The sequence below is a fragment of the Shewanella sp. A22 genome (assembly GCF_053850585.1).
Map to the genome: position 1 here is coordinate 14,395 of NZ_JBSQBN010000057.1, position 13,916 is coordinate 28,310.

Here is a 13,916-nt window from a genome sequence, read left to right on the forward strand (position 1 = left end):
ATAGGGTTATTACATTTTACTTAACAACATGGTTGTTGCTATTGGACTATGAGATTATCGCTAGGTTCAGCAATCTACCACAAAAGAGTGTTAATTCCTCAAGTAAAGTGGTTTGCGATAGTTAAATAAGCCTTCATTTAACATGTCATTGACGCCTAATGGACCTGAGCCTCCGAGCCCTTTAATAACAAAGTTCAGGTAAAATCCTCGTTCAAACTCTTCTCGTCCGTCAAAGGTTTCAGACAGATCGTCGTCGTAGTTGGTTTTTATACGGTAATGGTAGCTTAGGCGCAATGCCCAGCAACATGATTCGTATTGCACGCCGGTGTAGGTTTCTATATTACGCGACTGATTTAGGTCGTAGTACCAATTGCCAACAAAATATACATTGTCACTAATCGGCCAAGATGTCCGTACGCCAGCCTGTGAAATACTCACACGGTCATTTGTATTGGTATTCAATAAGTCAGGCACGTAGCGGTAGCTTAACTGCAATAATTTATCATTGCTTGGTCGATAATCCAATGTGACTTCGTTTTTCTTGTTTTTACCTTTTTCAGTATCGTGCTGTACAGAGCCACTCACAAACCAATCGTTGTAAATTTGTGCGTCAAGCTCTGCTGCTAATACCGACGTGGACTGGGTTGATTCTTTGTTAGTATCTTCAAAGATGACTTTAGAGTCTTCAAAATAGATAATTTGTCCGACACTAAATTTAAGTTTTTCGTGGTTTGTTTCATCGAATAAACGAGTGGTAAAACCTAATGTGAATTGATTTGCATCGGCAACGCGATCTAAGCCTGAATAGCGACGATCGCGGAACAAACCATAATAGTCGTCTTGTAATTGGGCTGTATCGTAAACACCAATATTTGATTGGTCTTCGTAGCCGACATACAAATATTGAACTTGTGGCTCAAGTGTTTGGCGATACTGTTCATCAAATAGTTGACTGGCACGCTCAAAGTTTATTTGGCCATGTATACGGGCTTGCGGAATTGTCCGACTGACAGAGTCTTCAAGAGTTGAATTCTCATCGACGTTATTTTGCCAATATTGCGTTTGTAATAGCTTTACTTCACTGGTTAATGAGCCAGCAGGGCCCTGTATTGGCCAAATTAAACTGGGCACCAAATGTAAGCGTGTTGCGGTATTTAACTCGTTATCTTGATGACGAAAGTTGGTGAGTTCGGAATTAAAATTAAAGTCGATAGTATTTAATACATCCGCTGCACGATAGTTAAAGTTAAGTTGTGGCATGACTTGATAAGGTTTTTCATCCTCACCAAGTACTTTAATATCTTGTACGCGCATATTGAAGTCCCAATTACGCTCAAAGTAGCTGGCTTCGCCTATCCGCGACAGTTGGTTATCGGTAGAACGGTTAACGTCTGAATTTAAATCATTAAAGTAATTATTGTCTGACACGTCTGTGTAGTTAGCTCTAACGCGCCAGTTTTTATCCACCGCGCCTTGATGGCTCCAATGGTACAGATAACGATCGGCATTATTAGTGAGTTTATTATCACTGTCTAAATATTCAAAATTGAGCTGACCATTTTGACGTTCGCCGGCTAAATACCTAAATTCAGTTTTGGTGTATAAACCTCGAGATGACATATAATCTGGAGTGAAAGTTAAATCATATTCAGGGGCGATATTCCAATAATACGGCGTACTTACTTCCACTCCGTTAGTGGTGCTAGTGCTAAAACTCGGAAATAGAAAACCCGATTTACGTTTGTCTGACACTGGCACCGTCATATACGGGATATACAGCACCGGAATATTGGCAATTCGCAATTTAGCATTCCAGATCTCACCCCATTCTTCTTTGCTGTCGATTTTAATCATGTCAGCTTCGAGCAACCATGATTCATCACCAACAGGGCAAGTGGTGAAATTGGTTTTGGTCATTAACAAATTATTGTCTGAGGTAATTTGTAACTTTTGCGCATCACCATGAACTTGTTGCCCATGCAACCAATATTGAGTCCCTTTTAGTGTGGCATTATTGTTGCTCATTTGTGCTTCTAATGAATCAGCGGTGACGGTAAATAATTCATCTTTAAATATGAGATTTCCATCTGCGTTTAAACGTTGCTGCTTTTGATCCAACACAGCGTTGTCGGCGGCAATATGTCGCATCCCCTGACTAAAGCTAACATCGCCTGAAAATTCAGCCTGATTATTATAAGAAACAGTGGAATAATCACTAATGATTACAATTTGATCATCAGAAATACCAGTTAATGCTGCTCGGTCCTCGAATGAACGCGAGACGGGCGGAGCAATAACACATTGCAACGCAGGTGCTTCGGTCGTTGGAGGCTCATCAGCCAACACGATATTTGGGAGTAGGCTTAGTGCCAGAAAATAACGGATCTGCATTGTTGTCAATAATTTATGAATTCTGATTCCGGAAAAGTTTTGGAGAGAAAAAGATACTCAGCTAAGTAAACATTCAATTCTTTAGCTGTTTCCAAATGTTATGCTGGCTATAATAAAGCAATTTTTCGCTAAGAGCCATTGAGATGATTTTATCTGATCCAAGATTTGTTGCGTTAAGTCACTGGTTAAGCCAATTTTTCGGCGAAGAGGTTACCATTGACTTGATTTGCGGTGATGCCAGTTTTCGACGTTATTTTCGTATTCATCATCAAGGTAATCATTATATCGTTTCTGATTCCCCTGTCGACTTAGTGCCCATAACGCCATTTGTGGCAATGGCAAAAGCATACAAAGCCGCTGGGTTACTTGTCCCTGAGGTACTTGCAACCTGCGAGCAACAAGGGTTTGTGTTGCAAACAGATGTTGGCGAGCAACAATTGTTGTCGGCACTTAACCTTGATAATGTGGCCGATTACTATCAACAAGCGTTAAGTCTTTTACCTACGATTGCAGGGGTGACAAATACCGATAGTGGACCATTAACCAATTATGATGCCGAGTTTGTTAATCGTGAGTTGATGATATTTGTTGATTGGTTAGTAAATATACACATTGATTACACGCTAACGGACAATGAGAAGCAAATGATCGAGTCTACTTTTGAGGTGCTAACTCAAAATGTGCTGTCTCAACCCCAAGTCGGTATGCATCGAGACTTCCATAGCCGTAATTTATTGATAAATGATCAAGTATTAGCCGTTATTGACTTTCAAGATGCAGTGCTTGGCCCTGTAACATACGATGCAGTCTCGTTGCTGCGCGATTGTTACGTACGTTGGCCAGATGATATCGTTAATCAGTTAATGAAATATCATTATCAACTCGCCATAAAACAAAAATTACTCGATGAACATATAGTATTTTCAACATATAAACAGTGGTTTGATTTAATGGGAATTCAGCGTCACATAAAAGCTGCGGGTATTTTTGCGCGTTTATATCACCGTGATGGCAAGCGCGGTTATTTGGCGGATATTCCATTAACCTTGCAATATATCATCGATATGGGTGCGCAATACCCTCAAATAGCTCAATTTAGCACTTGGGTGAATGACGTTATTGTCCCCTTGGTTAAGCAACAACCCGCACCTGAAGTAGGAAATGAGATATGAATGCAATGATTTTGGCCGCAGGGCGAGGAGAACGTTTACGTCCGTTGACTGATACATTGCCGAAACCGCTTGTGAGTATTGCAGGTAAGCCCTTGATTGAATATCACTTAGAAAAGTTAGCCCAAATAGGGGTTAAGCATGTCGTGATAAATCAAGCTTGGCTAGGCCATAAATTACCTGAAATATTAGGTGATGGCAGTCGATGGGGGATGCAGATTAGTTACAGCAAAGAAACTGTGGCGTTAGAAACGGCAGGTGGTATTAAGCAAGCATTACCTTTGTTAGGTGATGACCCCTTCTTAGTGATTAATGGTGATATATTTATTGACCAATTACCTGATGTGACGATGGCTTATACGCAAGTGTCACAAGGCTATGTTGATGCTTGTTTGTGGTTAGTTGATAACCCCGAACATCACCCTCAAGGTGACTTTTCTCTTGATACTCAGGGGAAACTAAGTTTAAACGATGTACAAAAGCTTACTTTTTCAGGGTTGGGCATTTATCATCCTCAATTATTTAACGATCTTCCTGCAGGCAAGCAAGCGTTAGGGCCTTTGCTTAAACAAGGCATTGCGCAACAACGTATTATTGGTAAGTATTTCAATGCTTATTGGTGCGATGTTGGCACACTGTTGAGGCTCGAACAGTTACAGAATAGATTATTGACTCAGGCTTAAACCAAGTTATTGCGCCTATATCATGGGCGGATATGAATTTATTATTTAATTATAGCGGAAGACAGCATGCGAATTTGGGGTAAGGTTTTTGGTTTTTGCATTGGGTTTATGGCCGGACGTATTGGGGGGGCTATTTTAGGGTTGTGGTTAGGTCATGCTTTTGATAAACGCCAAGGATTAACGATGTTAATGCGCAAAGGCAGTGAACGCCAGGCGATGTTTTTTCGTTCTACATTTGCCGTTATGGGTCATGTCGCAAAAGCGTCTGGGCGAGTTACCGAAACTGATATACGCATTGCGACTTTGTTAATGGATCAAATGAAGTTGTCTGGGCAATCACGTGTCGATGCACAAACTGCGTTTCGTGAAGGCCGTCATGCAGACTTTGATTTAATCAAACAGCTTGAATTGTTTCGGCAAGTCACAGAGGGCCGAGTTGAATTAGCGCAAATGTTTTTAGAGATCCAAATCCAAACGGCCTTAGCCGATGGTGAGTTACAGGCTAACGAAAAACAAATATTGTCTGTTATTGCCCAAAAACTAGGCCTTGCTGCACAACTCGATGCACTACTTGCACGCTGGCAAGCTGAGTTTACTCATCATCAGTCACCGCAAGGTAATAAAATGTCGCTCACTGATGCTTATGTGTTACTTGGTGTTCAAGAATCTGCGAGTGATCAAGATATTAAGCGTACCTATCGTAAATTGATGAATGAACACCATCCAGACAAGCTTGTTGCAAAAGGTCTACCAGAAGAAATGATGGAACTGGCCAACACCAAAGCTCAAGATATTCAAGCCGCTTACGAGCGAATTAAAAGCTCGCGCGGTATGCGTTAACGTATGCTGATAACGTATTTTTGTTAGGAATGAGGCAGTAGATGAAAATAGTGATATTAGATGGTTATACCCTTAACCCGGGTGATTTGAATTGGCAGGCGCTTAAAGGGTTAGGGGAGTGTGATATTTACGACCATACAACACATGATCACATTGTCAGTTGCTGCCAAGGTGCACAAATTGTACTTACCAATAAAACGGTACTCAGCGCAAAGACCTTAAAACAGCTACCCGACTTAGCTTATATTGGGGTTTTGGCCACAGGCACCAATGTGGTCGATGTTGATGCCGCATCAGCACAGGGAATAGTGGTAACTAACATTCCTGCTTACGGTCCTGATTCCGTGGCGCAAATGGTGTTCGCTCATATTCTACATCACCATCAGCAGGTGGCCTTACATGACCAAGCCGTTAAGCAAGGGCAGTGGGCTGTACAACGAGATTTTTGTTTTACCTTAGCACCATTAACCTCATTAAAAGGCCTCACTCTCGGCGTTGTGGGTTATGGTGATATTGGCCAACAGGTTGCCAATTTAGGTGTCGCGTTTGGCATGAAAGTGTTGATTACGACCACTCAACCTAAAACAGATTTACCTGATGCAATTCAATGGTGTGATCGCGACAGTTTATTTAAACAAGCCGATATTATCTCGCTACATTGTCCGCTTAATGCCGCGACAAAGTACATGATAAACAATGACAGTCTACGTTTACTTAAACCGGGCTGTTTATTGGTCAATACTGCCCGTGGCGACTTGATTAATGAAAGTGATCTCGCTCAGTGGCTTAATAATGGTCACGGGTCTGCGGCTGTTGATGTGTTATCCACTGAGCCGCCAAGTAGTCATAACCCTTTACTGAGCGCCGCTAACATTACCATTACCCCGCATATCGCATGGGCGACATTACAAGCCAGAAAAAACCTACTTAATATTGCGGTTGAGAATGTACGCCAGTTTCAACAGGGCAAAGCGTTGAATCAGGTTAATGGTTAAAACGAACACTCATCATTCTCTTATAGTGTGTTGAGTGTAAATCTTAGCGCTCAGTATTGAGTGCTTGAACGGAATTTGCACATGTCACTCTGGAAAATTTTGTTTGATTTTGTTGATAAAGAACGTACAAGGTTTGATAACGTGCGTCATGACACTCATGCACTGCAATTTGAAATTGAATCGAATATTCATTTTATTGTTGATGGGTTAGCGCAAAAACTTTGTGCCGCAGACATTATCAAGGGGCTAGAAACCCAAGCGTTCGATAAAGCGATGCTGTCGGGATTACATATTCGTCAAGCTAAGTTGGCTCCGCAAACCATTGACGGTTATAAAGAGTTCGATAAATACCTTGGTGAACCAAGCGATGTGTTGGTAAAAAAACTGTACATGAAAATAACAGTACTGAAAAAACTGATTAACGCGGGTAAGTTTGAACAAGGTCTTAAGCTTAAAGCGCTGTTTCGTTTGCTAATGTTAGTCCACTTTCATTTGGCTGATAAACCACTGCCAAAAGTAACGCTCGGAGCAAAAAACAAGCTCAAATAAAAATCCTAAGCCGCAGACACTCTACGGCTTAGGATTGTGTTAATTAACTTCAGTTTGCTTATGTTCAACTCTTATTAAAACAATACCTTAATATTACTCGCCACTTTCTTGGCTTTTTCGATTGCTTGTTCCACTGAGCTATCGCGAGCTAATGCAACACCTAAACGACGGCGTCCATCTATGTCTGGCTTACCAAATAAGCGTAATTGAGTGTCGGCAGGTGCTAAAGCGGCAGCCATACCTTGGTAACGGATATTAGTTGATGTGCCTTCAGCAAGAATAACTGCAGAAGCACTAGGACCATGCTGCACAATATTACTGATTGGTAATCCTAAAATTGCGCGTACATGCAGAGCAAATTCCGATAAATCTTGGCTCATTAAGGTCACTAAGCCTGTATCGTGTGGTCTAGGTGACACTTCAGAAAAATAAACATCATCACCTTTTACAAACAACTCGACCCCAAATAAACCATAACCGCCAAGGGCTTCAACCACTTTTTGACTCATAGCTTGGGCTTTTTGTAACACTACCGCCGACATCGCTTGTGGCTGCCATGATTCACGATAATCACCATCTTCTTGGCGGTGACCTATTGGCTCGCAAAAATGAATCCCATTGACGGCGCTGATAGTCAGGAGGGTAATTTCATAGTCAAAGGGAATAAAGGCTTCAACAATCACGCGTCCTTTGCCTGCTCGGCCGCCTTCTTGAGCGTATGCCCATGCTTGTTGGATAGTGTCGGTCGACTTAATCACGCTCTGTCCTTTACCTGACGAGCTCATTACTGGTTTAACTACGCATGGAATACCAATATCAGAAACAGCTTGTTCAAATTCGGCCTGGGTATCACAGAAATAATATTTTGATGTTGGTACCGCTAAAGTTTCTGCAGCGAGTCGGCGAATACCTTCACGGTCCATGGTCAGTTTTGCCGCATTGGCAGTCGGAACCACATGCAAACCTTGTTGCTCTAGTTCTATTAAGGCTTGGGTGGCAATGGCTTCAATTTCTGGGATAACTAAATCTGGCTTCTCCAGCTCAATAACGTCCTTTAATGCTTTTGCATCCAACATGTTTATGACATGGAAACGGTGAGCAATCTGCATTGCAGGGGCTTTGGGATAACGATCAACTCCAATGACTTCAATACCATAACGTTGAAGTTCAATGGCAACTTCTTTACCTAGTTCACCGCAACCCAATAGCATCGCCTTAATGGTGCCAGGAGTATTTGCTGTGCCAAATGTAGTAGGAATAGACATAATGATTTACAGCCTTTGTGTAAGGATATTTTTATATGCCGAACAGTGTAGCGAGGTGAGGTATTAAAAATCCAATAGAAAAGACATTAAATGGCTATTTTATTGTGATGTGTATGAATTTTTGTGATGGAAGATTGTGTTCAATTGCGATAAGTCGTGTTTTTGCATGATCATTTTAGTGGTATTCTCTCGACTAAATAGATCAGATATTCAGTTTCTGGCAATACAAAAAAGGCGCCGAAGCGCCTAATTATTTACAAAGAAAGACGCTACTTAATTTTTTTATATTTTACAGTGCTACTGGCTTTACCTACTTTAACACGACGTCCATCCATATTTTTCTCTGCAATAATTTGTGCTCCAGCGTTATCACCACGTTGTTGTTTTTTGGCAAAGCTACGACGTTTCTCTATTTGCTTCAACAACATCTCACGGCTACCCACTTCATAACCTGGTACAGTGACGCGACGGATTGGCTGACCAATAAGTTTTTCAATATCGGCTAAGGTGCGTTCTTCTTCGCGGCTCACAAACGAAATTGCGACGCCAGTTTTACCAGCACGACCTGTACGGCCAATACGGTGCACGTAATCTTCGGCTAAAAACGGTAAATCGTAGTTAACAACGTATTCAAGATTTTTAATATCAAGCCCACGGGCTGCCACTTCGGTAGCCACTAATACGCGAATTTTACCTTCAACAAATTCACGTAACGCACGACGACGGCTGCCTTGTGCTTTCTCGCCATGAACCACGCCCGATGGAATACCATCTAAGTTTAATTCTTTAACTAATTTGTCTGCTGCGTCACGAGTCGCCGTGAACACCAATACTTGTTGCCAGTTTTTGGTGCCGATTAACTCAGATAATAATTCACGCTTACGACGTTGTTCAACGGGATATACCACCTGACTAACTGTGTCAGCAGTAGTGTTTTGCTTATCAACCGTAATTACTTTTGGTTTATCAAGCATGTCGTTAGCGAGCTTTTTTACTTCCGTTGAGAAGGTTGCCGAGAACAACATATTTTGGCGCTTTTTATTAACGGCCTGCAAAATCTTTTGAATGTCAGTGCTAAAGCCCATATCTAGCATACGGTCGGCTTCATCAAGTACTAAAAATTCAACATTCGACAAACTTAAGTTACACGCCACAATATGTTCAAGTAAACGGCCCGGGGTCGCCACGATAACATCTGCTCCACGCTTTAGCTTTTGTGATTGTGAATCGATTTTAACGCCACCATAAATAGTTAATACGGTTAAATTTAAATGTTTACTGTAAGCACTAATATTGTCTGCAACCTGTGCGGCTAACTCACGGGTTGGAGTCAGAATTAAGGTGCGAGTGTTAGATGGCAACGTCTCTTTTGGGTTTTCACACATTCTTTGCAGTATAGGTAAAGCAAATGCTGCGGTTTTACCTGTACCCGTTTGAGCGCTAGCAAGAATGTCTTCACCACGACGGATCGCCGGGATCGCTTGTTGTTGAATTGGCGTCATAGATTGATAACCGCACTCAGCGATCGCGCGTAATATTTCTGGGGCGAAGCTAAAAGATTCGAATTTCATGGTGCGGTTCCTGTATGTACATCAAAATAAAGCGATTAAGTTGTAGCAAGCTAAGTTAGCTGCACAGCGTCAATCTAGAATATTTGGGCCGATAGCCATCATTAAATGGCTGAACTAATGCTTAACTGGGTTGATTAACGTCTTAGGATAGTTGAAAAACGTTAAGCTTGAATGATACACCCAATTGAGCGCCATCGATAAGCGGCCGCGGAGTATAACAAACTTTTGTTTAAATCCTGAACTTTATCTGTGTTTAAAGATCAGATTTTTTATCCGAGAATTGTTTAGGTGATATGGCTCGATAGCAATGGCATTTAAAGCATCTTAATGGTGGGGTTACCTTTTCATAGTTGCCTAAATAGGTTGTCTGGTAAGTGACGTTTTTACCATTTTCTACATAGGTATCAGATTTATAAATAAGCTCACGTTCAGGCCAATATTGCATAGTAGAACTACTGCCAGCCTTGGTGATTAATGTTGGTTTGTCGTAGCTGCCATAAGTAAAAGTGCGGGTTCCATCCGTTTTGGCATTACCATTCGCATCATAGAAAAACTTATATAATTGCGCTCCAGAGGCTGATTTGACCTCATTAATCTGGTGCGGTTTAGTTGCATAGTAGGTGTAATTGCCCACACCGGTTTTAAATTTAATATTACCCCAGTCATCATAATTGAAATCTTGATACGTTTTAACGTTAGCTGGCAAGATAGCACTGCCAGTGGCAATACTAATCGTGCGGTCTTCTAAACGGTTTGTCAGGTAGTCATAGCCATAGGTTTCTGTAAAGTCGGTAACGCTTCCAGGAATTGAACCAAATTGAGTCCAGCGGCTGGTTACGAAATAATTGTGGGTGTCTTAATTATTTATCTTGGGTGTCTTAATTATTTAATTTATCTTGGGTGTCTTAATTATTTATGGGTGTCTTAATTATTTATGGGTGTCTTAATTATTTAGGTCATCTACTTCTTGATGTGGGAGTGATTCATATTTATCGATTTTCCTATTGAACTCCCTTAATAGAAACTCATCCTTTCTTGCAATATGAGGTAGCCCATATAAGTTTCCTTCGGACTTTATAGCAAGCAATGCATCTTGATACCTTGAAGAGATTGAGCTTTCTAACCAAGTTGGAATCAAGTTATCATTACAACTGCCCAATTCCCTCAAGAGATTATCTATTTCATTACTAGCAAATGTTTCCGAGCTACCATCGTGATCCAGTAAACCTATAAATTCAGACAACGAATAGTTAGTTTTTTTCCTTAATAAATAATCGACTTCCAATTTAATCGAGTTAGGAATATTCAAATGAGATTTGCATCTAACATTAATTTCTTTTGTTAATTTTTCGGTAAAACTTATAGCTCCTACCGCATTAGCATATAGTAATGCTAATGCTCCGTCTTTTCATAGCTCCACACTTTGAAAATGGATATCAACGCAAATAAAAACAATACACAATTCTTGAGGTTCAATTTCATCTAAGCAAACCCGGACTAATTAAAGCCTTTGCTCCCTTAGACTTCGTTCTATTAAGAAATAATGATTTAAGAATAAAATTATAGCTACACCTATAACAACAAAAATAATGTATGGCTCTGTATTAAGTACCTTCCTCAGCATAATAGTGAATGGCACACTAGCACCTAAGAAGAAATAGACAATTTTGCCATATATGGTTTTCATGTAGCTAAGCTTTTCTATATTTACTCCTAGTGTAAAACCAATCAAAAAACCTATGTAGCTGGCTCCACAACTCCAAACTACTTCTACCTCTAATATTTGAGAACAGAACCCAAATATTAGAAGCGAAGGAGCCATAACTAATAGAACGATCAAACGTTGATGCGATAATACTCGATCTACTGAAGTCATTATTGATCCCAAGGGAACCTATTTATTGTTTCTGATACTGTCAAATTTAACGCTTTTATAATTGGATGATGGTTACTCATACTATCTATAATAGCGTTATGCGTACTAACTCCTATACCAACCGCTGATTTTGTTGATAAATCCCCATTGTATAATTCATAACCAGCCGTGCCTATCAACTCTAAATCAGAAGCAGTAGCAAATGCCCCAAGGCCAAAAGCAAGAGTTCCATATTTCGCAGTCTGATACATATAATATGCAGTTGTTTGCTGACTAGACAAATATTGCCTCTTCATATGACCCATCAAAATATCTTGCTTTGTAAATTGTGTTGCAAAGGATACATTTAGTACATCTAGTCTTGCCTTGATTAGTGAACCTGAGTGAATATCACTATCACCTTCTAATGAATCCAAATGATCCATAACAAATTTTTGATCATCCTTATTTTCAATTTGTGAGGTATCAACTTTTACCGTTTGCTTCGAGTTTACGGTTGTTTTCCCTGAAACGAAATAATTGTGGGTGTCTTAATTATTTTTTATTGCTGGAGTAACCATTACGGCTATTACTTGCTAGGGCTTTTTCATTTTTTTGATACCCTAAATGATGCTCAAGCTCAGCGTTTAATGCAGCTTCAACAGTGACTTTGGTTAACATCGCCCTGAAATCATTGAGATCAGCTTCAGTCTTTATGCCTTGGGCTGCTTGTTTGACGAAAGCTTCTAATTCTTGTTTGTTCATGTTCTACCTTCCATTGACCCTCATAGGGTACTGATTGAAAAACAGTTACACAAAATTATTTACAGGCTCCAATAGGTTATGCATTGGGTGATTTATGGGAGGTTCCCTCAGGACTTAGCTACAATATTTAGACTTTATCGCCCCTAACGGTTTATTTGTATCAGCTATTTGCTTTTCTGAGAAATATTTTTTCTTCAAAATCTCATTTTCAATTTTTTCAACCGTACTACAAAGACACCTTATTCGGCCACTTTTCTCAAAAAAGGATAGTTGATTTATTAAACTGTTTAGATATTGGTTATATAAAACCCAACTAAACTTACTGTCACCTTTGATAACCTTTTCTACCAAGCCAGCCTGTTTACTCAATAAGGCCAAACCTTCTTTAGAGTTTTTTTGACTTATAGTCATATTTTTGAAAGCAAACCGTATTGCATTGATATATTCAGTAAAACCCTCCACTTCCTCTAAGGAAGTAAGTTGATAATTTTGGCCTTCCAAAAACTTTTCCCAGTTGTTGAAAATCACGCTAAAAGAGTTCTCAAAATCCAAATTATTTGAATAATCAATATATGCTCGAATTAAATCAACTCGTAACGTCAAATTAACACTAGGGCATGCTTTCAACTGTATCGTCAGTGCTTGAACGTTATCAGCGCTTAGAGCAGCACTTCCTTCCTCTAAATAAAAATTCTCAAGTGATTCTTTCGCCTTTTCATACAATAGTTCACACTGTTGAGAATGTGCATTGTTGGACGAAATAGTAAATAAAATAACTAAAACTAAACTAAAAACTCTCATTACTATTTAGCCTCCACATGCATTAGGTAACATACCACATATCCCAGCCTCTCTTTGCAATAATGCCTGCCCATATTGAGTATGAGATAGGATAGTATTTCTTAAATGGAAAGTACCAGAATACTTGGCGTAGCCATGAATTCCAAAGAGGCTTGGAGTTTGTAATTCTCCGCTCCAAGTTGCCATACCTGTATTGGGATCATATCCTAAAGTTATCATACCCGGGGACATAGATACTACTGTATCAGAAAGTACTCCTTCGAAGGTTTCACTAAATCCAGCAGGACCACCCATCACAGTAACTTTTTTAGACTCATCTACAGATATTTTTATACCATCAATAGCTTCAATTCCTCCACCACCATGAATATTCCAAGAATCATCAGCACCTAAATTACCAGTAAAAACGTAGCTAAAAACGTAGCCACCTAGCTAAAAACGTAGCCACCCATCACCTAGCTAAAAACGTAGCCACCCATAATTTATAAAAGTAACTTAACTCTTTTTCATGGCTTTGGCGAGGGTTATGATTGATGTGCTCAACTCATCAATCTTTATCGATATAGCTAAAATATTATCGTTAAATGAGTGATTTATGTGTCATCTAAGAAATTTAGCACATCAGGAAAACTTGATAGCTATCAAGTATTAGAAGAATTGAAATTTGATTGGGGATGATGACTTAAGCGCACAGCCAGCGCTGACAATTTGCCGCGCCTTGTCGTCGTTTTCGCTCTAAATGCTCACAATATTCAGTTAATGCTGGTAAGGCACCGACAGCACCTTTAAATAATGCACCAAACTCTGTAGTGATTTTAAGCCAATTTTCTGCGGGGATGTTTAGCCTATTCAGTATATCCTGACTGCTTGAGCTAATTGCGCCACGTTTATCTTCTCGAATAATTCGACCGGTATCTTCAACCAGTACAATGTAATCTTTAACGCTGAACATGAGTCCGTTAGGCATATTGAGTCTTTCATTTCCCACAAACGGTAATAGCTCTGGTGGTTGCTCGCCTTTCATTGCTGAAT

14 protein-coding genes and 2 pseudogenes are annotated in these 13,916 nt (G+C 40.0%); 5 read left to right on the top strand and 11 right to left on the bottom strand.

Annotation, left to right across the window (positions count from 1 at the left end):
* Positions 1–90 precede the first annotated feature (90 nt).
* Positions 91–2,391 (bottom strand): LPS assembly protein LptD, encoded by a 2,301-nt coding sequence (lptD, locus tag ACWXWT_RS11660; RefSeq protein WP_456041755.1) that lies wholly within the window; start codon positions 2,389–2,391, stop codon positions 91–93.
* 143 nt (positions 2,392–2,534) lie between these two features.
* Here lptD and ACWXWT_RS11665 point away from each other — a divergent pair, with 143 nt between their 5' ends.
* From ACWXWT_RS11665 to ACWXWT_RS11685, 5 genes are all read left to right on the top strand, one after another.
* Positions 2,535–3,563, top strand: a complete 1,029-nt coding sequence (locus ACWXWT_RS11665; RefSeq protein ID WP_456041756.1) for an aminoglycoside phosphotransferase family protein — start codon at positions 2,535–2,537, stop codon at positions 3,561–3,563.
* Complete coding sequence (murU, locus tag ACWXWT_RS11670) at positions 3,560–4,243, top strand: N-acetylmuramate alpha-1-phosphate uridylyltransferase MurU (protein ID WP_456041757.1); 684 nt, start codon at positions 3,560–3,562, stop codon at positions 4,241–4,243. Before ACWXWT_RS11665 ends, murU begins: the two co-directional genes overlap by 4 nt.
* 66 nt (positions 4,244–4,309) lie before the next feature.
* The gene (gene djlA, locus ACWXWT_RS11675; RefSeq protein ID WP_456041758.1) at positions 4,310–5,083 is read left to right on the top strand and encodes a co-chaperone DjlA; all 774 of its coding nucleotides are present in this window, start codon (positions 4,310–4,312) and stop codon (positions 5,081–5,083) included.
* A 41-nt stretch (positions 5,084–5,124) separates the two neighbouring features.
* Positions 5,125–6,078 carry a D-2-hydroxyacid dehydrogenase gene (locus ACWXWT_RS11680; RefSeq protein WP_456041759.1) on the top strand — a complete coding sequence of 318 codons (954 nt, stop codon included), beginning with the start codon at positions 5,125–5,127 and terminating at the stop codon, positions 6,076–6,078.
* Between the two features lie 81 nt (positions 6,079–6,159).
* Entirely contained in the window at positions 6,160–6,627 is a 468-nt protein-coding gene (locus ACWXWT_RS11685) for a hypothetical protein (protein ID WP_456041760.1), read from the top strand.
* 74 nt (positions 6,628–6,701) lie between these two features.
* Here ACWXWT_RS11685 and purT read toward each other — a convergent pair whose 3' ends face one another.
* The 10 genes and pseudogenes from purT to ACWXWT_RS11735 all read right to left on the bottom strand — a co-directional run.
* Positions 6,702–7,892, bottom strand: a complete 1,191-nt coding sequence (gene purT, locus ACWXWT_RS11690; protein WP_456041761.1) for a formate-dependent phosphoribosylglycinamide formyltransferase — start codon at positions 7,890–7,892, stop codon at positions 6,702–6,704.
* Positions 7,893–8,161: 269 nt separating this feature from the next.
* Positions 8,162–9,463 (bottom strand): DEAD/DEAH box helicase, encoded by a 1,302-nt coding sequence (locus ACWXWT_RS11695; RefSeq protein ID WP_456041762.1) that lies wholly within the window; start codon positions 9,461–9,463, stop codon positions 8,162–8,164.
* A 253-nt stretch (positions 9,464–9,716) separates the two neighbouring features.
* A complete protein-coding gene (locus ACWXWT_RS11700) occupies positions 9,717–10,169 on the bottom strand; it encodes a hypothetical protein (RefSeq protein ID WP_456041763.1) in 453 nt (150 codons plus the stop codon).
* 237 nt (positions 10,170–10,406) lie between these two features.
* Entirely contained in the window at positions 10,407–10,772 is a 366-nt protein-coding gene (locus ACWXWT_RS11705) for a hypothetical protein (RefSeq protein ID WP_456041764.1), read from the bottom strand.
* A gap of 192 nt (positions 10,773–10,964) precedes the next feature.
* Positions 10,965–11,339, bottom strand: a complete 375-nt coding sequence (locus ACWXWT_RS11710; protein ID WP_456041765.1) for a hypothetical protein — start codon at positions 11,337–11,339, stop codon at positions 10,965–10,967.
* Positions 11,339–11,755 carry a hypothetical protein gene (locus ACWXWT_RS11715; RefSeq protein WP_456041766.1) on the bottom strand — a complete coding sequence of 139 codons (417 nt, stop codon included), beginning with the start codon at positions 11,753–11,755 and terminating at the stop codon, positions 11,339–11,341. The genes ACWXWT_RS11710 and ACWXWT_RS11715 overlap by 1 nt, the downstream gene beginning before the upstream one ends.
* Positions 11,756–11,885: 130 nt before the next feature.
* Positions 11,886–12,083 (bottom strand): annotated as a pseudogene (locus ACWXWT_RS11720) (transposase); the annotation flags it as partial.
* Between the two features lie 114 nt (positions 12,084–12,197).
* Positions 12,198–12,884 carry a hypothetical protein gene (locus ACWXWT_RS11725; protein WP_456041767.1) on the bottom strand — a complete coding sequence of 229 codons (687 nt, stop codon included), beginning with the start codon at positions 12,882–12,884 and terminating at the stop codon, positions 12,198–12,200.
* Between the two features lie 6 nt (positions 12,885–12,890).
* Positions 12,891–13,178 (bottom strand): hypothetical protein, encoded by a 288-nt coding sequence (locus tag ACWXWT_RS11730; protein ID WP_456041768.1) that lies wholly within the window; start codon positions 13,176–13,178, stop codon positions 12,891–12,893.
* A gap of 388 nt (positions 13,179–13,566) precedes the next feature.
* Positions 13,567–13,916: pseudogene (locus tag ACWXWT_RS11735) on the bottom strand (transposase); the annotation flags it as partial.